This window comes from Nocardia puris (assembly GCF_003315035.1).
GTDB classification, from domain to species: Bacteria; Actinomycetota; Actinomycetes; order Mycobacteriales; family Mycobacteriaceae; genus Nocardia; species Nocardia puris.
This window is the reverse complement of record NZ_QNRE01000002.1, coordinates 615,156-633,423: the sequence shown is the minus strand read 5'-3', so window position 1 is coordinate 633,423 and position 18,268 is coordinate 615,156. Positions and strand designations below refer to the sequence as shown.

General features: G+C 72.5%; 18 protein-coding genes. 8 read left to right on the top strand and 10 right to left on the bottom strand.

Going from position 1 to position 18,268, the window contains the following annotated elements:
• Positions 1-328: 328 nt before the first annotated feature.
• From DFR74_RS08575 to DFR74_RS08565, 3 genes are all read left to right on the top strand, one after another.
• Positions 329-991, top strand: coding sequence for a sigma-70 family RNA polymerase sigma factor (locus DFR74_RS08575; RefSeq protein WP_067501148.1), 663 nt, complete (start codon positions 329-331; stop codon positions 989-991).
• Positions 988-1,278 (top strand): RskA family anti-sigma factor, encoded by a 291-nt coding sequence (locus DFR74_RS08570; RefSeq protein ID WP_067501151.1) that lies wholly within the window; start codon positions 988-990, stop codon positions 1,276-1,278. The genes DFR74_RS08575 and DFR74_RS08570 overlap by 4 nt, the downstream gene beginning before the upstream one ends.
• Before the next feature lie 89 nt (positions 1,279-1,367).
• Positions 1,368-1,577: a hypothetical protein gene (locus DFR74_RS08565; RefSeq protein WP_067501154.1), complete on the top strand. Its 210-nt coding sequence runs from the start codon at positions 1,368-1,370 to the stop codon at positions 1,575-1,577.
• A gap of 252 nt (positions 1,578-1,829) precedes the next feature.
• Here DFR74_RS08565 and DFR74_RS08560 read toward each other — a convergent pair whose 3' ends face one another.
• Positions 1,830-2,987: a PucR family transcriptional regulator gene (locus tag DFR74_RS08560; RefSeq protein WP_067501157.1), complete on the bottom strand. Its 1,158-nt coding sequence runs from the start codon at positions 2,985-2,987 to the stop codon at positions 1,830-1,832.
• Between the two features lie 228 nt (positions 2,988-3,215).
• Between DFR74_RS08560 and DFR74_RS08555 the strand changes: the two genes are divergently transcribed.
• Positions 3,216-5,480, top strand: a complete 2,265-nt coding sequence (locus DFR74_RS08555; RefSeq protein ID WP_067501161.1) for an ATP-binding protein — start codon at positions 3,216-3,218, stop codon at positions 5,478-5,480.
• Between the two features lie 7 nt (positions 5,481-5,487).
• Here the strand turns inward: DFR74_RS08555 and DFR74_RS08550 are convergent, their stop codons facing one another.
• Together DFR74_RS08550 and DFR74_RS08545 are read right to left on the bottom strand one after the other, a co-directional pair.
• Positions 5,488-6,168 (bottom strand): cutinase family protein, encoded by a 681-nt coding sequence (locus tag DFR74_RS08550; RefSeq protein ID WP_067501164.1) that lies wholly within the window; start codon positions 6,166-6,168, stop codon positions 5,488-5,490.
• A 187-nt stretch (positions 6,169-6,355) separates the two neighbouring features.
• Positions 6,356-6,769, bottom strand: a complete 414-nt coding sequence (locus tag DFR74_RS08545; RefSeq protein ID WP_067501167.1) for a VOC family protein — start codon at positions 6,767-6,769, stop codon at positions 6,356-6,358.
• Between the two features lie 169 nt (positions 6,770-6,938).
• Here DFR74_RS08545 and DFR74_RS08540 point away from each other — a divergent pair, with 169 nt between their 5' ends.
• Positions 6,939-7,151 carry a hypothetical protein gene (locus DFR74_RS08540; RefSeq protein ID WP_067501170.1) on the top strand — a complete coding sequence of 71 codons (213 nt, stop codon included), beginning with the start codon at positions 6,939-6,941 and terminating at the stop codon, positions 7,149-7,151.
• Between the two features lie 283 nt (positions 7,152-7,434).
• Entirely contained in the window at positions 7,435-7,785 is a 351-nt protein-coding gene (locus DFR74_RS08535) for a hypothetical protein (protein WP_067501173.1), read from the top strand.
• A gap of 44 nt (positions 7,786-7,829) precedes the next feature.
• Here the strand turns inward: DFR74_RS08535 and DFR74_RS08530 are convergent, their stop codons facing one another.
• The 7 genes from DFR74_RS08530 to DFR74_RS08495 form a co-directional block, all read right to left on the bottom strand.
• Positions 7,830-9,035 (bottom strand): Dyp-type peroxidase, encoded by a 1,206-nt coding sequence (locus DFR74_RS08530; protein ID WP_113975015.1) that lies wholly within the window; start codon positions 9,033-9,035, stop codon positions 7,830-7,832.
• Positions 9,028-9,573, bottom strand: a complete 546-nt coding sequence (locus DFR74_RS08525) for a copper chaperone PCu(A)C (protein ID WP_067501184.1) — start codon at positions 9,571-9,573, stop codon at positions 9,028-9,030. Before DFR74_RS08525 ends, DFR74_RS08530 begins: the two co-directional genes overlap by 8 nt.
• 530 nt (positions 9,574-10,103) lie before the next feature.
• The gene (locus DFR74_RS08515) at positions 10,104-10,634 is read right to left on the bottom strand and encodes a hypothetical protein (protein ID WP_067501190.1); all 531 of its coding nucleotides are present in this window, start codon (positions 10,632-10,634) and stop codon (positions 10,104-10,106) included.
• Between the two features lie 558 nt (positions 10,635-11,192).
• Positions 11,193-11,978 (bottom strand): SGNH/GDSL hydrolase family protein, encoded by a 786-nt coding sequence (locus DFR74_RS08510; RefSeq protein ID WP_067502036.1) that lies wholly within the window; start codon positions 11,976-11,978, stop codon positions 11,193-11,195.
• A 71-nt stretch (positions 11,979-12,049) separates the two neighbouring features.
• Positions 12,050-12,763 carry a S1 family peptidase gene (locus DFR74_RS08505; protein ID WP_113975014.1) on the bottom strand — a complete coding sequence of 238 codons (714 nt, stop codon included), beginning with the start codon at positions 12,761-12,763 and terminating at the stop codon, positions 12,050-12,052.
• On the bottom strand, positions 12,760-14,148 hold the full coding sequence (locus DFR74_RS08500; protein WP_067501195.1) for an FAD-binding oxidoreductase: 1,389 nt from the start codon (positions 14,146-14,148) through the stop codon (positions 12,760-12,762). Before DFR74_RS08500 ends, DFR74_RS08505 begins: the two co-directional genes overlap by 4 nt.
• A gap of 394 nt (positions 14,149-14,542) precedes the next feature.
• Entirely contained in the window at positions 14,543-15,154 is a 612-nt protein-coding gene (locus DFR74_RS08495; protein WP_067501198.1) for a nucleoside deaminase, read from the bottom strand.
• Between the two features lie 125 nt (positions 15,155-15,279).
• Between DFR74_RS08495 and DFR74_RS08490 the strand changes: the two genes are divergently transcribed.
• Together DFR74_RS08490 and DFR74_RS08485 are read left to right on the top strand one after the other, a co-directional pair.
• Positions 15,280-17,286 (top strand): heavy metal translocating P-type ATPase, encoded by a 2,007-nt coding sequence (locus tag DFR74_RS08490; RefSeq protein ID WP_067501201.1) that lies wholly within the window; start codon positions 15,280-15,282, stop codon positions 17,284-17,286.
• Positions 17,287-17,529: 243 nt separating this feature from the next.
• A complete protein-coding gene (locus DFR74_RS08485; RefSeq protein WP_113975013.1) occupies positions 17,530-18,225 on the top strand; it encodes a response regulator transcription factor in 696 nt (231 codons plus the stop codon).
• Positions 18,226-18,268: the final 43 nt, after the last annotated feature.

The following is an 18,268-nucleotide window of genomic DNA, read 5'->3' as shown; positions in this document are numbered from 1 at the left end:
CGGCGTGCGCGGGACGGGCACACGGCCGGGTGGGGCGTTGTCACGAACTGCTCGCATATCCCCACTTCGATAGGAAACCGCCCGCGGTTTGGCGGCGAGGAGTGTTCTCGGTCACGACCGGACGGCGGAAATGTTCGTCCGGGACCAAACCCCCGGCGTGGTGTGCGCGAAGTCCTGTGCGGTGCCCACCGGATACGTAACCGGGCACCGGACGGGGTTCAGCCGCCCCGTCGCTGGAAGTCACCGGCCGAATCCTCCCGACCTCGGCCGGTGACCCAGGGAGATCGATCCGTGGCCCCGCCCCCCGTCCCGGAGGTAACGAACGATCATGACACCGACGCAGAGCCCGGCCGCGGTGCTGGAGCGCGAGATCCGCCCGGCCGAAGAGGATGCGTCGGATCGCACGGGGCGTGGCGCGCCCACCCGCGACGAGAGCCCGTCGCGGCGTTTCATCGCGCTGGTGCACGCGATCGGCGACGGCGACCGGCGGGCGTTCACCGAGTTCTACCGGCAGACGAGCCACCGCGTCTTCGGGCTGTCGCTGCGGATGACGCGCAACCGCACCGTCGCCGAGGAGATCACCCAGGAGGTCTACCTGCAGGTGTGGTCGTTCGCCGCGCGCTACGACGAGCGGATGTGCGGCCCGGTGGGCTGGCTGATGATGCTGACCCACCGTCGCGCCGTCGACCGCATCCGCTCCGACCGCGCCGCGGGGATGCGCGATGTCGTGTTCGGGTTCGTGCACCTGGGCCGGGAGCACGATGTGGTGAGCGAGACCGTCGAACAGCGTCTCGACGAGCAGGCGGTACTGCGCGGACTCGACGCCCTCACCCCGCTGCAATACGACGCCGTCACCCTCGCCTACTACGGCGGCCTGACCTACGCCGAGGTGGCCGAGAAGCTCGGCGCGCCCCTGCCCACCGTGAAGTCCCGCATCCGCGACGGTCTCGCCCGCCTGGCGGCCGCGCTCGCCGAGGGCGCCCCTCGATGACTCCCGCCGACCTGCTCGACCTCGCCTACCCGTACGCCCTCGACGCGGTGAGCCCGGCCGAACGCGTCGCCATCGAACTGCTCCGCGACCGTGCGGGCCCCTACGCGGCCGCCGAATTCGACGCCGTCGTCGCCACCGTCCACGACATCATGGCCGTCCTCGCGATCCTCGACGCGCACCCGCCGCCGCCCGGCCTCGAACCTCGCCTACTGAACGCCCTCGGCGAGCGCTCCGACCCCTGCCCGGGTCACTGGTGGCGCGGACGCCGGTGGGGATCACCCCGGTGATGTGCGGGCGGGTTAGCCGCGCCGCCACATTGCGGTAACCCGCGCGGGACACAATCTCCGGTGATGCCCCGCGCGGAAGGAAGGTGGGGGTGGAACCCGACGATCTGGCCGTCCTGGACTTCGCGCTCATCTGGGAGCCGTTCGGGGGACCCGGCACCGAGGACATCTTTGTCACCTTCGGCATGACCGACCAGCAGTTCCGCGTCCACGTGCGCGGCATTCTCACGGCCCCGGGCACCCGCGCCGACCGGCCCCTGCGCACACACGCCCGCGCCGCGCTGCGGTCCTATCTGGTGTGAGATCGGTTGCGCCCGTTACCGTCCGGGCGCGAAATCGCGTGCGCCCGCGTCGGTCTGGTCCAGGTCGCGGCGGCCGCGCGCCGCGCCTACGAGGGCGGTGAGTGGACTGCCGCGGGGCGCCGGCGCATCGTCGCGATCGCTATCGACGGCCCTACGCCGACGCCCAGTGGCGCGGGCCGATCGCAGCGGCGTCGGCGGGGAGGATTCCGGGAGTTCTTCGGGTCGAGCACAGTCAGTCGCCCTGGTGACGGTTCACGCGCAGTCCGTGGCCCACACCGGTTCGAGGTGCGCCGTGTTCGTCCGATGGTCGTACGGGAACGGTGCCGCCGACTGCCGGTAGCTGTGCGCGACGTACGCCGAACGCAGATACCAGAGTCCGTCGGACTTGCCCGCCTCGAGCCCGGTGAGGGCCGCGATCCGGCGCAGGCGGTAGTCGATCGAGTTGACGTGCAGGTGCAGCATGCGGCTCGTGCGTTTGCGGTTGAGTCCGGTGGCGATGTGGCAGCCCAGGGTCTCCAGCAGTTCGGGCTGGTCGTCGAGCGGGTCGAGCAGGGCGGCCAGCGTCTCCAGGCCCGGTCCGGGGCGGGTGAGCTGGTACTCCAGTGCCAGATCGCCGAACCGGTGGACGCGGGCCGGGAGGCCCAGGCGCAGGGCGATGTCGAGCATGTCGTGCGCGACGGCGGAGTCGGCGGGGATCTCGGCGGTCGCGGCCCGCAGCGCGACCACCGTGAGCGGCAGCTCGGCGGCGCCGGTGAGCCCGCGCACCAGCATCTCCAGGTCGGCGTCGTCGCAGTCGGCGGCGGGCAGCAGTAGCGTGCCGCCGTCGGCGGAGAGCACGGCGGCGCCGCGGCCCGGGAACTGTCGCGAGAGCTCGAGATCGAGGGCGCGCAACACCCGCCCGGCCCAGACGCGCGGGTCGATGCCGGGGCGCGGCACCGCGGGAAACCGCGGGCGGGCGAGGGCCAGAATCCAGTACTCGTCGGCCAGGTGGCACCCGCACTGGCGCGCCACGGCGGTGGTCGCCGTGCCCGCGAGCAGCGCGGCGGCGAAGGTCCTCGATCCGGGCCGTGGCTGCTCCGGCGCCGCGTCCAGCCTGCGCAGGTAGGCGCCCGAGATCCGTGCGGTGGTCTCGTCCAGCAGGTCGAGCGTGCCGCGCAGTAGATCCAGCGGTTCGGCGTCGCCGGGGTGGGCCGGTGCGGTGCGCAGGCGGGCGCGGATGGCTTCGTGCACCGAGGCCAGCACCGTCTCGAGGGCGACGCCGTGGTCGATCCAGCGCTCCACGGCCTCGTCCAGCAGGTCGTCGGCGGGCACGCCCGGCCCGGCCGCCCGGCGCAGGCACTCCTCGATGGTGGCCTCGACGGACTCGGGGACATCGACGAGGGCGGTGGGTGCGGCGGACATCGGCGCCATGACGGACTCCTCTCAGCTACCTGCGGTTTCAGCGTGCCCGGTGCGAGTCCGCGGCGGTATCGGCATTTCTGCGTAGGCCGGTGCCGTAGGCATCGGCAGCGGTGGCCGGAACCGAGCGCCCGGTTTCGCCCCTGGCGGGGCATGTCGGCGCAGTACGATGCCGTTGCGCCGGCCGCCCGGTGGCCGTGGGCGGTAGGTGTTGCGGGGAGCGAAGGGAGTGCACGGCGCATGACACGCGAGCTGCCCGACGCGGAGCCGACCAGCTATGTCGGCCGCCGCGACGAGGCCGCGGAGGTGCGCCGCCTGCTCGGGGACCGGCGACTGGTCACGCTCACCGGATGCGGCGGCATCGGGAAGACGCGCCTGGCGCGGCGGGTCGCCGGGGAGATCGGGCGCGCCTATCCCGGCGGGGCGGTGTTCGTGGAGCTGGCCGAACTCGCCGACGGCGCGGCGCTCGCCGCCAGCGTGGCCGACCGGCTCGATCTGCGGTTGCGGTCGGGCGAATCGATCACCGGACGGGTGCTCGGGTACCTGCGCGAGCGCCACGTGCTGCTGATCATGGACAACTGCGAGCACGTGCTGATGGCGTGCGCCGAGTTCGTCACCGACGTGCTGGCCGACTGCCCGCGCGTCACGGTGCTGGCGACGTCGCGGCAGTCGCTCGGCGTCCCGGGCGAGCACGTGGTGCGGGTGCCGCCGCTGCCGGTGCCCGCCGACGAGACCGGCACGCCCGCCCGGGCGCGGACCTTCGACGCGGTCCGCCTGTTCGTGGACCGCGCGCGGGCCGCGTCCTCGGAGTTCACCCTCACCGCGGCCAATTGCGCGGACGTGGTGCGGTTGTGCCGGACTCTGGACGGCGTGCCCTTGGCCATCGAATTGGCCGCCGCCCGGATGCGGTCGCTGTCACCGCGCCAGGCGCTGGAGCGGTGGTCGGGGCAGCTGGCCCTGTCGACGGCCGCGAGCCGCACCGGCTCGCCCAGGCAGCAGACGCTGCGCGCGACCCTGGACTGGAGCTACGACCTGTGCACCGAGGTCGAGCGCGCGGTGTGGCGGCGCCTGGCGGCGTTCGCCGGCTCGTTCGCGCTCGATTCCGCCGAGTTCCTGTGCGGCGACACCGCGGCCGTGGTGGTCGACACGATCGACGGATTGGTCGACAAGTCCCTCCTGGAACGCCACGGTGACGCCGTGTTGCGCTACCGGATGCTCGAACCGGTCCGCGAATACGGACTCGAACAGCTGCGCGCGGCGGGGGAGCTGGACGGGGTGGCGCGGCGTCACCGGGATTGGTTCCACCGGGTGGTGCGCGCCGCCGACGACGGCTGGATGAGCGCCGCCCAGCTCGACTGGGTGTGGCGGCTGCGCCGCGACCACGCGGATCTGCTTGTGGGACTGGAGTATTCGCTGAGCGAGCCCGGCGGCGCGGACCTCGCGCTGTCGATGGCGTGCCGGGTGCCGGAGTACTGGACGTTGCGCGGCGCGAACCGGGCCGCCCGCGCCTGGCTCGACCGGGCGCTGGCGGCGGCCTCGCCCGAACACCCGGAGCGCGCGTACGCCGAGGCGGTCGCGGCGTGGCATTCGCTGTGGCTGGCCGACCTCGACGACGCGCACGCGCGCCTGGCCCGCGCCGAAGAGGCGCTCGCCCCCGGCGACGCGCACACCGAGGCGATGATCATGGCGGTGGGCGCGCACGCCGCCAAGATCGTGAACGACAACGCACCCGCCGCGAAGCTCGCGGCGGTGGCGATGGACCGGTTCCGGGAGCTCGGCGATCTCCGGTTCGCGGTGGCGGCGGCGAACCTGCTCGCGCTGGCGACGATCACCACCGACTCCGCCGAGAGCCTGCGCGTGCTGGACGCGGCCGTGGCCGACTGCGAACGGTGCGGCGACACCTACTACCGCGACGTGCTGCTCTTCGCGCTGTGCCTGACGCATCTGGCGCGCGGCGACCACGACGACGCCGAGCGCGCGGCGCGGCAGGGCCTGGCCTCGACGATCCGCCGCGACAGCCGCTTCGGCGACGCCTACCACATCGAATCGCTGTCCTGGATCGCTTGCCTGCGTGGGGAATACGAGCGGTCGGCGCGGCTGTCGGGTGCGGCCGCGTCCTGCTGGGAGATGCTGGGCGCCGACCCGGAGGTGATCCTGGTGGTGCCCTACACCCAGTGCCGCGACGGAAACCTGCGCGCGCTCGGTGACGCCGCCTTCGCCGAGCACTTCGCGGCCGGCCGGGCGATGTCGCTGGACCGGGCGCGCCGCTACGCCCTGGGGGAGGACGAGCCCCCGGCGGCCGAGGCCGAACCGCTCACCGCCAGGGAACTCGAGGTGGCCGAACTGGTCGCGCTGGGCCTGACCAACCGGGAGATCGCGAACCGGCTGGCCATGGCCCATCGCACCGCCGACACCCATGTGCGCAACATCCTCGCCAAACTCGGCATGACCAATCGCGCGCGCATCGCCGCCTGGATCACCGACCGCGTGCGCGAAAAGGCGTGACGAGGGATCAGGTGCGCGCGGCGACGAAGTTCGCGGCGTCGCCCGCGTGGCGCTTGTATTGCAGGTGCACGTTCCAGTTCGAACCGCGCGGATCGCAGACCGGATCGTTGTCGTTGCAGACGTCGAAGGTGCGCTCGGCGTAGGTGCCCGTGACGCGCTTGCCCAGCTCCCGGATCGGGTTGCCGAACAGCAGCACCGCCGCGATCCGCGGCTCCACCGACGCGGGCAGGGTGGCCACGATCGGCCCGCCGACCTTGGCGCCCTCGCTACTGATCCCGAGCGAGTTCACCACCACGTTGGCGCCCTGGGAGTAGCCGACCAGCACGAACTTCTGATCGGGACAGGCCGCGGCCTGGTCGACCACGTGGTCGACCAGATCGCGGTTGCCCGCCTGCACAGATGCCGGTTGGTTCAGCGACGCCGGGTACTCCACCCGGTAGGCGTCGGTGCGGACGTTCAGTTTGTCGTCGATGGCGGCGTAGACGGGATTGCCGACGACGGTGCCGAGCTTGTACCGGCTCAGGAACCCGCCCATCTCGTTGGTGCCGCGCGCCGCGACCACATGGATGTCGCTGCATGCCGGTGCCGCCTGGGCGGTGCTCGCGGTGACTGCGGTGCCGTTGAGCGCGGCGGTCGCGAGCGCGGCCGCGAGGGCTGTGCGCGCGGCCTCGCCCCGAGTGATCGTCATCTGTCCTGCCTTTCGCCGTTGTCGTCGGACGAAAGGGAACGTAAGCGCGGCATTCGGGACGGCGGGGAAGCTTTGGAGGAATCACGAACTCCGGTGCCCGGCGTCCGTGGTGGGTGTGAAATCCCTGGTGGCGGGCGTGGTTCCGGGACCGGAGTCGGGCACGTGGTCGGCGGGCGCGCCCACCCCGCTAGCGCGCGGCGGCGGCCGCGGTGTGCGCGTTGGAGGACAGTTCCCAGACGTGCCCGTCGGGGTCGGAGAAATAGCCCATGTAGCTGCCGTCCTGTTCGGTAGCGGGATGGGGGACCGCACCGCCCGCGGCGGTGGCGCGGGCGAGGATGTCGTCGAGTTCGGCCCGGGTCCCGATGGCGCACGAAATGATGCAGGCTCCCGAGACCGGCCGGACACCGGGCACGCCCGCCCGCGACGCGTAGGCGGCGTATTCGTCGGTGGCGATGAGGAACAGCGAGAGGTTCGGCAATTCGAACGCGAGAATCCCCTCCTCGATCCCCGGCGTCTCGAGCCCGAGCCCGTCACGGTAGAAGCGCAACGATCGTTGCGGGTCGGCGATGGGCAACGACAGCACAGTGGCCACGATCCTCATGCCCCCACGGTATCGCCGAGCGCGATCACCGTGGGCACTCGGGTGCTGCCCCCGGTGCCGTGGGCCGTGGAAACGGGGTCTGGGGGTCGGGGCGGTGCCCGCATAGCGTGATCGGCACTGTCCCGGGTAGTCGGGCCGGACGAATAATCAAGAGTAGAGGGAAGTTTCGATGAAACGATCAATCGCCGCCGCCACGTTCGCCGGTGCGCTCGCGCTCACCCCGGCGGCCACGGCGCACGCCGCGCCCGACGCGGGCACCGCCCCGGCCACTCCGGTGGCGGCGTGCGTCGAGTTCCCGATCGGCGCGCCGGGTGGATGCGACATCATCCAGAACATCCTGCAACTGCTGAGCATGGGCTCGTCCAGCCTCAGCGGCTCGTAGGCGGTGCGTCGGCGCCCCGGTGACCAACCCCGGTCACCGGGGCGCTGGCGTGTTCAGGCCGCGTAGCCGCTGTCACCGGCGCGGCCGCCTGAGCCTGCGGCCAGTTCTCCTGGACCACGGTGTGCGGGTGGCGCACAACGAGTCTCAGGTTCGGTGAGTTCTCCGAGCAGCTTCTGGACGTGCGCCCGCAGCGGTGACCGGACGCGGTGGTCGGTCCGGGATTGCGGTCGGAATAACGACGTTGTGTAGTAGGCGGGCCGGAGATCAACTAGCGTGTGGGTTCATGGAATTCGTCTACAACGTCGTGGTCGTCACGCATTTGCTGGGGATGGCCGCTCTGGTCGGCGGGTATGCCGTCGGGCAACCCAAGGTCAACGAGGTGATGGTGTGGGGCGCGCGGGCGCAGATCATCACCGGACTGGTCCTGGTCGGGATGGCCGAATCGATCGGCTCGCTCGACAAGGACCTGAACATGGTGAAGATCGGGGTGAAGCTGATCGTCGCGTTCGCTGTCGCGGCGTTCGCGGAGATCGCGCACGCCGACGCCAAACGCGGTAAGGATGTGCCGTGGATGGCGCACGCCGCGGGCGGACTCGGCATCGTCAACGTCTTCATCGCCGCCCTCTGGTCCTGATCGCGCCCCGGGGCCGGATTCACAGCCCCCGGCCCCGGGGTGGATCAGGATTCGAACAGCGTCTGCCCGAGATAGCCGCCCGGCGCCGCGACGCCGGGCGGGATCACGAAGACCGACGACCCGATCGGCGTCGTCCACACGTTCAACGCGTCGAAGTCGGCCAGCCGTTGCTGCACCGGCACGAACTGCGCGTCCACGTCCCGCTGATACGCGGTGAACAGCAACCCGGAATTCGACGTCGTGCCCGGCGCGGGCGCGTCGTCGTAGTTGTATCCGCGGCGCAGGAACCGTTCCCCGTCGTGGGTATGGCGGGCGCGGGCGATGTGCGAACCGGGCGGGATCACCGGGATGCCGTTGGCGTCCACCGCGGCGAAATCGGGTTCGTCGAACTCGTGGGTGCCGCCCAGCGGTGCGCCGTCGGCGAGCCGGCGGCCGACGGTGAATTCCCGTGCATCCGTGTCGATCTCGTCCCACGTGTCCAGCGTCATCGCGATCCGGCGCAGCACCAGTGAGGTGCCGCCTGCCAGCCACGGTTGCGCCGCGCCGTCGTCCCAGACCAGCCGGTCGAATTCGGACGTGCCCGGGGTCAGGTTCACCGTGCCGTCCACCTGGCCCATCAGGTTGCGCGGGGTCCGGCCCGGCGCCGCGTCCCGGAACCCGCGCTGCACCCAGCGCACCGCGGTGAGCGAGACGACGCTGCGGCACAGCACGCGGACCGCGTGCGCGACCGCCGTCGGCTCCTCCGCGCACACCTGGAGCAGCAGATCACCATCGCTCCACGCCGGGTCGAGCCGGTCCACCGAGAACGGCGGCAGCGGGCGCAGCCACGCGGGCTTGTGGTGCTCGAGCTCGGCCGCCGTGAACGCCCCCGGCCCCAACCCCGCGGTGACGGTGAGCCGCGACGGGCGCTGCGCCAGTTCGGGTTCGGTATCGGCGAGGGCGGGCGCGCCGCGGGTGAGACGTTCGGCGTCGGCGGTCCAGATCTTCAGGATGCCCGCGAGGTCGTCGCGGCCCACGCCGGGGCGCAGGTCCAGGCCGACGAACGCCGCGTGGGTCTGCGGCGCGGTCGCGATGCCGGCCTGGTGCACGCCGTAGAAGGGTTCCGTCGCGAGGGCGGGCGGCGTGGCGGCGGTGTCGCGGCCGGTCAGCGCGAGCGTGCCCGCACCGAGCCCGGCCGCGCCCGCCGCGGCGGCGCCCCCACCCAGGAGACGCCGCCGCGACAGACCTCGCGACGTGCTCGCCTCAGCCACCGTGCGCGGGGGCCGAGCCGGACGCGCCGTGCTCCTCGTCGGGCACGTAGTTCTCCTGGTTGCCCGGGAAGTCGCGCACCTGGGCGGTGAACGTCATCGAGGAGCCGTCGTCGAAGGTCAGCGTGACCGGGGTTTCCGACCCCGTGCGCAGCGGGCCGTTGAGCCCCATGAACATGATGTGATCCGCGCCGGGCCGCAGCGCGAGCGCGCCGTGGGCGGGAATCGTGAAGCCGCCCTTCTTGGGTCGCATCACCTTCGCGCCGCTGTCGTCGGTGACGACCTCGTGCAGTTCGACGGTGGCCGACGCCGGACTGGTCGCGGACACGATGGTGAGATCCCGATCGGCGCCGTTGGCGAGCTCGCCGAACGCCGCCGACATGTCGCTCTCGGCGGCCTTGATCCACTGCTCCCGGATGGTGACCGCGTCGGCGGCCGTGGTGGGGGCGGCGTCGTCGGTGGACGAACAGGCCACGAGGAGAAGGGGAGTGGCGGCCAGGGCGACCGCGGCCCGCCGGAGGCGGGTGAGGGGTGAAGACATGGTGTGCTCCAGTTTCAGGTTGTGCAGGTGGGTGGGGTTCCGCCTGGATTCGCGCGGGGTGGTCCGGGATCGCGCGGGGCTGGCGTTCGGGCGTGAGGTCGCGATCCGGCGGTGGGCGTCGGGCCCTGAACGCCGGGTCGCCTTGCCCGCTGTGCGTGCACCGCCGGTCGACGCGGTCGAGAACCCGATCCGGCCTAGGGCTGCGCAGCCCCGGGCGTTGGTCGGCCCGTACCACGCGTTGGTTCGGTGAGACGCAACATCGGGCAGCCCCGGTCCGGACGTCGTCGATTCACGGCCGCGAGGAAGGGGTCGGTGCCCGCGCGCTCGGCTACGTGGTTTGTGCCGATGCGGCCGTGACGGTCCGCGGAACGCGAGACCGTTCGTTGCGCGCCGCTGGTCCGTTGCCGTTGCCGTTGCCGTTGCCGTTGCCGTCGCTTGCGCGCCGCGCTGGGGTGCGCGACGTGCGAGTCTGCGCCGCATGCCGATTCGTTGGCTCGCGTCGAAGAGTCGGCCGGTGGGAGGAAGAGGAACTACACCCTGACCGGTGGACCTCGGGTACCGAGCCCCGAACTGAGAAGCAGGTGTCGCGCGGCGGGCCGAGTGCCCGGCGCGAGGGGAGCTACGGCAAGCGGGACGACCGGCGCACCACTCGCCGCGAGCGCGCGCACCACTCGCCGCACGCTGGAGGCGATCCGCGCGAGCGCCGTCTCCGCGCCACGGATGAGAATCGCGCCGACCGGGATGGCCGCGAGGTGGGCGAGCAGCATCACCGAGGTGGCGTGGGTGCCGTGGTGGTGTTCGGGCGGCAGGGTGAGCGCGGTGTGCGCGACCGCCTGCCCGAGCGCGAGCAGCGCCATGAGCTCGAGGAGCCCGTTGCGGGTCCGCAGTGACCCGACCACCATGCCGACCGCCGCACACGCCCCGATCAACAGCGCCGCCGACGATTCACCGGGCGCCACCACACCCCCGCCGAGCGCGTGCGCCGCCACACTGACCGCCCCGGACGACGCGCCCACGAAGGCACCGCGCCAACGCGCCGCTACCTCCGCCGGTGAATGCACCGGTTCATACTACCGCCCGTCGTAGGGTCGGGCCTGAGTCACCGGTGAGGGGAGCGACCGTGTGCCGCGCGGTGACACCCCTCGCCCCCGGGACAGGCGACTGGCCGGCCTCCACTCGACCGGCACGCGAACAGCTGGCCGGCTCCGAGCGCGGCGGGTTGAACGGCAGACCGGCTGGGAACCATGCCTGACGGACCGTCCTCGGCACCCGGCGGCACTCGCCGCCTGCGAGCGCCGGTAATTCGCGTGAACTCCGCACCCGAGCGGAGTAGCGTCCGCCGCCACGGCGCGATGGCAGACCCTCTCGGACGGCCTCCGATGACCGGCGTATTCGAGTCCCGGATCGCCGACGCGCTGGCCGCCCTGCCCGGCGGCCCGACTTCGGCGGGTCCACGAACTCGTCGCCCGCGCATCCGGTGCGAACTCGGCGGCTCACCGACGCGGCTCACGACACACGTGCCTACCGGATCGTCGGCAAGGCCCGCGACGTCACAGTGAGCCGCCGCATGAAGCGCCTCTACTGCACACCCCACCGCCCGAATTCCGCCCGAATCCCCCTCAACTCGCCGCGAGGGGCCGCAATTCGGGTCGTTTCGGCTCGATCCCCGTCCCCGACGACTGTCCGCGAATCCGCCGCGCCACCCACGGCAGCATGTGGTTGGCGGCCCAGGTGAACTCGGTCGCCAGGATCTCCCGCGCGCCGCGACGGGTCACCGGCAGCGGGTCGCGCCAGGTGGCGTCCGCGCCCGGCACGCCCAGGGTGTCGGCGACGGCGCGGGCGACGAGGTCGTGGCCGAGCGGGCTCAGGTGCAGGCGGTCCTCGGACCAGACCAGCGGGTGGGTGGTGGCGGCGACCGGTTCGAAATCCACGAGCGTGAGCCGGTATTCGGCGGCCAGACGGCGCATCTCGGCGTTCACCTCCCGCACGCGCGGCGACAGCGGTCGCACGAACGGCGCGACGCCGCCGATATCGGGGTAGGTGAACGTCACCACCCGCGCTCCGGTCGCGGTGAGCGCGGCGAACATGGCGTGCAGGTCGGCCAGCAGCGCGGCCCGGTCGAAACGCGGGCGGATGATGTCGTTCATCCCCGCCATGACGGTGACCAGATCGGGCCGCAACGCCAGCGCGGGTTCCAGTTGTTCGGCGCGAATCTGCCCGGCGCGCCTACCCCGGATGGCGAGGTTGGCGTAGCCGAGCGCGGGTGTGCCGGCGCCGAGCAGGGCGGCGAACCGGTCGGCCCAGCCGCGGTGCCCGCCCGCGCCGTCGGGGTCGCCGATGCCTTCGGTCTGGCTGTCGCCGAGCGCGACATAGCGGGCGAAGGGGTATCCGGGTGTCGAGTCCACGGTGTGCTCCTGCGGGTTCGGCTGCGGCGCAGCCACATCCTACGAGCGCCGGGGACTCACGGCCACGTGTGTCACAGCGGGCGGAAGCCCGCGCCCACCCCGCCGGTGCGGTCGACGGCGTCGAGCACCCGCCCGATGTGGGTGGCGACCGCCGGGTCGTGCACCGACACCGCCGGATGCTGGCAGGCGATGTCGAACACGGTGACGCCCAGGACGTCGACGCGGATGTGGCCGACGTTCATGCCGACGAGCCGGTCACCGACCGTGACGGGTCCGCCGGAATCGCCGGGCTGCGAACACACTTGGTTGCGGAACCACCAGTCGTGCCGATCCCACACCACCCCGCAGCTGTGGCCGGAGGTGCGCCCGTTCTTGCACACCACGTCGCCGGGTTCCGGCGGCCCGCCGATGCCGGTGATGACGGTGCCCGCCACCTCCCGCCGCGGCGCGACGCGGGCGGCGTCGAACTCGATGACGGCCCAGTCGTCGGCGAGCTGGCGCGCGACCACGGTGCCGATCACACCGGCGTGGGTGGCGTGCTCGGCGTGCACGGGCTGGCCGACTTCGGTGCAGTGCCCGGCGGTGAGCCCGACGAGCCTGCCCTCGCGGTCGTGCCCGATCGCGGTGAGCGTGCAGACGGCGCGGTACCCGAACACGACACCCGATCCACCACCCAGCGGGACATCGGGCGTGACCGCCTGCGCGCGCACGGGCAGCAGCGTGACGACGAGCGCCGGCACCGCGAACAGCAGGACGGGAAACGCCGCGCGGCGCGTCGCGCTCACGGCTGCGCCGTCGCGGCGGCGGGGTCGATGTTGTGATGCAGGTGGAAGACGTTGCGCGGGTCGTATTCGAGCTTGACCGCGGCCAGGCGCGCGTAGTTCTCGCGGCCGTAGCCGGCGATGACGCGGTCCATGCCTTCGTCGCCGATGAAGTTGAGGTAGACCGCGCCGGTCGAGTACGGCCGCATGGCGGCGGTGGCGTCGCGGACCCAGGAGATGACGCGGTCGTCCTCGGCGGAGTCCTCCCACATGCCGAAGGGGTGCAGCACCCAGCCCGCGCTGCGGTGCGGCTGCGGCCAGTACCCGGCGTTCTCGGCGACGGCGCCGCCCCACGGTGCCAGCAGATGCTGGGTGAAACCGGGGCACGGCATCGACTGCCCTTGCGCGTCGAACAGGCGTAGCGCGTCGTCGGTGAGGGCCGCGAGGTGCTGGCCGGACCAGTAGTTGCGGTTGCCCGGCGGATCGTCGAGCGCGGATTGCAGGTCGGTGTAGGGCATTTCGGCGATCATGGCGCCCGGGGGCGCGAGGTCGAGCAGCGGCGCGATCACCTCGCGCAGCTCGGCCTCGGTGCCCGCGTAGGTCCCGATGCAGGCGACCACGCGTTCGCCGCGCAGGGGTTCGGGGACGAAGTCCTCGGGCGGCCCGGTGAGGTAGGCGACGGCGCCACCGAGCTCGAGGGGGACGCCGCGCTCGAGCAGATCCCGGTACGCGGTGGAGATTTCGGGTCCGCGGTCGGCGGGCCACAGGAGCAGGGCGAGTGTGCACACCGGCAGCGGATGCAAGCGGAACGTGAGCCGGGTGGCGACGCCGAAGTTGCCGCCCCCGCCGTGCAGGGCCCAGAACAGGTCGGGGTGGCTGGTCGCGCTCGCGGTGATCGCGTCGCCGTCGGCGGTGAGGAGGTCGACGGAGGCGAGGTTGTCGCACGCCAGGCCGAAGCGGCGTTCGAACCAGCCCGAGCCGCCGCCCAGGGTGAGTCCGGCCACGCCGGTGGTCGAGACCCGGCCGCCGGTGGTGGCGAGTGCGTGGGGCTGGCAGGCGCGGTCGAAATCGGCCCACGTCGCGCCGCCCTCGGCGACGGCGGTGCGGGCGGCGGGGTCGACGGTCACGCGGTTCATGCGCCGCAGGTCGACGACCAGTCCGCCGTCGCTGAGGCAGGCGCCGGTGACGCTGTGGCCGCCGCCGCGCACCGCGACCTCGAGCCCTTCGCGCCGGGCGTGGGCGAGGGCGGCGCGCACGTCGTCGGGGGTGGCGCACTGGGCGATCACCGCGGGGCGGCGGTCGACCATGGCGTTGTAGACAACGCGGGCGTCGTCGTAGCCGGGATCCTCTGGGGTGAATACGGTGCCGGTGAATCCGGTCCGCAAGCCGTCGGGAGACAGGGTGCTCATGGCGCCTCCTTGGCCCGACCGCTGCCAGCATCGCGTCGGCAAACTCCGATCGGCTGAGTCAGGGTACGCAGGGTGCCGATGCGGGCAGACGGAGATCGCGGCGAGTGATGTCGAGCTGCAACGGGCGACCCGATCGGGGCGCCTGTGCTCGTGGATCATCCACTGCCGCAGGTGATTCGGAGGAATCGCCGGGTTGCGGGATACACGGAGTGGTCACGTGGGCGTCGCGTTCGGGGCACGATCGGATGGCGACGCGGTCTCGATGTGGCACCCATCCGTTCCGAGCGGTCACTCGCACAGGACGGCATGACCGGCGTGCCGAACGTCACTGATGTAGGTGTTCCCACCCGGCGATCCGCCGAAACGGGACGCGACCCTCTCGTCGTCCGCCGACTTACCCCGCCCCTCGCGCGTTGTACACGGTCAGCCCGCGTTCCACCGTCATCCGTCCGTACTCGGCGAACACCTCGAGCGCCTCGGCCCGCCGCACCCCGGTGACGACCTCCACGCCGCGCAGCCGCAACTGTTCGGCCCAGTCCTCGCGCATGGGTCCCTCGTCGAAGCCGGTGAGCTGCTCCAGTTCGGGGCCTTCGCCCGCGATGACGAGCCGCCGGATGCCCGACCACAGCACCGCGCCGTAGCACTGCGCGCAGGGTCGCCAGTTGACGACGAGTTCCCGCCGGGGCGCGCCCGCCGCGCCGAGATCCCATCCGCCCACCCGGGCCTGCGCCAGCGACAGCGCCGTCACCTCGGCGTGCGCGACGGACAATCCGCTGGCCAGCACCAGGTTCACCCCGGCGGAGACGAGTGCGCCCGTGTCGCTGTCCACGACCAGCGCCGCGAACGGGCCGCCCGACCCCTCCAAGGGGTTGCGCGCGGCGAGGCGGTGCACGAGGGCCATGCGGTCGGCGTCGGTGCGCAGTGTGGCGGGGGTGGCGGCGATCTCCTCGAGCACCCACTCGGGCAGGTGCGCGCCGAAGGAGCGGGGTAGGCCGGTGGTGTCCACGGGCGGGTCTCCTTTCTGGGGACCTTCGCCACGCTAGGGCGGATCGATTGCGGCGATGTTGCCCGCAGGGGACGGCGGGATGACAGAGCTATGCAAACATAGCCATCTATGCATATGATGCTGGTATGACAGGGACCACGCACGAGCCCGGCCACGCGCACGGGCACTCGCTCCTCGGGGAACGCGGCGAGCTGATCTTCGCGCTCGCGGCCGGTGTCACCTACGCCGCGGGCATGGTGGCGGAATATCTGCTGTCGGCGCCGTCGTGGGTGCCGCTGGTGTTCTTCGCCGCGACCTACTTCTTCGGCGGATACTTCACCGTGCGCACGGCGGTGGAGACGGTGCGGCGCGGGCGGTTCGAGGTCGACTTCCTCATGCTGGTGGCGGCGGTCGGCGCGGCGGCGGTGGGGAAGTGGGCCGAGGGTTCGGTGCTGCTGTTCCTGTTCAGCCTCGGCCACGCGCTGGAGGAATACGCGATGGGGCGGGCCAAGCGCTCGATCGAGTCGCTGGCCGAGCTCACGCCCCGCACGGCGCTGGTGCGCGGCGACGACGGGGAGGTGCGCGAGGTCGATGTCGACGAGCTCGCCGTGGGCGATGTGATCGTGGTGCTGCCCCACGCGCGTCCGGCGGCCGACGGCATCGTCGTCGCGGGCGAGAGCGCCATCGACGAATCCTCGGTCACCGGCGAGAGCATTCCCGTGGCGAAGGCGCCCATGGCGGGCGCGGCGGTGGACGGGCGGGCGGTGCCCGAAGAGCACCGGGTGTTCGCGGGCACCGTGAACGGGTCGGGCGCGCTGGACGTGCTGGTCACCCGCCGGGCGTCGGACAGCATGCTGGCGCGCGTCATCACCATGGTCCGCGAGGCCGACACCCAGAAGTCGCCGACGCAGCGGTTCATCGACCGCTTCCAGCTGTTCTACGTGCCCGCCGTGCTGGCCGGTGTCGCCGCCGTGCTCGGGTTCGGTGTGCTCGCGCTGAGCGAGCCGTTCGCCGACAGCTTCTACCGCGCGATGGTGGTGCTGGTCGCCGCGAGCCCGTGCGCGCTGGCGATCGCGACGCCCAGTGCGGTGCTGGCCGGTGTCGCGCGGGCCGCGCAGGCCGGGGTGCTGGCCAAGGGCGGCGGGCCGCTGGAGACGCTGGGGCGGGTGCGGTCGATGGCGTTCGACAAGACCGGCACGCTCACCTGGGGGCAGCCGCGCGTCACCGATATCGTGGCGCTGCGTCCGGAACGGCGCGCCGACCTCATCGACACCCTGCACGCCGTCGAGTCCTACAGCGACCACCCGCTGGCCACCGCCCTCACCCGCGACCTCGCGCCGCTGGTCGGCACCGCGCGTGACGCGTCGGCGGTGCACTCGGTGACCGGTCGCGGCGTGACCGCGCTGGTCGACGGGCACGCCACCGAGATCGGCAACCTCACCCTGTTCGCCGAACTGGAGACCGACGGTGTGCCCGCCGAGGTGGCGCGCGTCGCCGACGACCTGCACGCGGCCGGGCGCACCATCATGATCGTGCGCCAGGGCGGGGTCTACCTCGGCGTGGTCGGCGTGATGGACACCCCGCGCGCCGAAGCGGCGCCGGTGGTGGCGCGGCTGCGCGAGCTGGGCATCGAGGACATCGTCCTGATCTCCGGCGACCACCAGCGCGTGGCCGACGCCGTGGCCGCCGGCATGGGCCTGGACGCCGCGCACGGCGGGCTGCTGCCCGAGGACAAGGTGCGCATGATCGGCCGGCTCGGCGGCCGCGACGGCACCGCCATGGTGGGCGACGGCGTGAACGACGCACCCGCCATGGTGAATTCGTCGGTGGGTATCGCGATGGGCGCGGGCGGTTCGGCGGTGGCGCTGGAGACGGCCGACGTGGCGCTCATGGTGGACGATATCGGCCGCCTGCCGTTCGCGGTGGCGCTGAGCAGGCGCACGGCGCGCGTCATCCGCCAGAATCTCGCGTTCTCGTTGCTGATCGTCGCGATCCTGGTCCCCGCCACCCTCATGGGTCTGCCCATCGGCCCGGCCGTGTTCATCCACGAGGGGTCGACGCTGCTCGTCGTCGCGAACGCGCTGCGGCTGCTGCGGTTCCGGCGCGGTGCGGAGCACGCCGGGATCGACCACGAACCCCGGCCGGTGGCGTAATCGCGACGCAGGTTCGGCCCCGCCCGGCTCTCCGGGCGGGGCCGCTCCGGCTACCGCACTCCACGTGACCGTCTCGCGGCCCGCGCGACCGGGGCGTAGACGTTCTCGCCGCGCTCCGGCCTACGAGCGCACCGTAATTCGACACGAACACCGCGCGGCCATCGGTGTCGGCGTCACCGTCCCCCACGGAATCTCCACAATTGGCGCGGGATCTCTCCACAGTGGGTGGCTAGGGTTCCGGTCATGGACAACAGCGGGGCGGGTGAGCGGACACGGCGAGTGCTCGTCGTGGACGACGAGGTGACCATCGCCGAATCGGTGGCGGCGCGGTTGCGGGCCGAGGGGTACGCGGTCGACCTCGCGCACGACGGGCCGGGGGCCGTGGCGGCGGTCGAGGCGAACGAACCCGACCTCGTGGTGCTCGACGTGATGCTGCCCGGGTTCGACGGATTCGAGGTGTGCCGCCGCATCCAGTCCGGGCGGGCGCTGCCGGTGCTGATGCTCACCGCCCGCACCGACGAGACCGACCAGCTCGTCGGCCTGGGCGTCGGCGCCGACGACTACCTCACGAAGCCGTTCTCGATGCGGGTGCTGGCCGCCCGCGTGCACGCGCTGCTGCGGCGCGTGGAGCGGGCGAGCGACCGCCCGGACGCGGCGATCGTCGTCGGGGACCTGCGCATCGACCTGGACGAACGCCGCGTGTGGCGGGGCGCCGACGAGGCCCGGCTCACCCCGCTCGAATTCGATCTGCTGGTCCGCCTGGCGCGCAGGCCCCGGGCGGTACTGGCGCGCGAACGGCTGCTCGAAGACGTGTGGGACTGGGCGGACGCGGCGGGCACCCGCGCGGTCGACAGTCACGTGAAGGCGTTGCGCCGCAAGCTCGGTGCCGACCTGATCCGCACGGTGCACGGTGTCGGCTACGCCTTGGAGGCGCGATGAGCGAAATCATGGGCGGGCGCGCGCCGCGTGGGCCGGAGCCGAG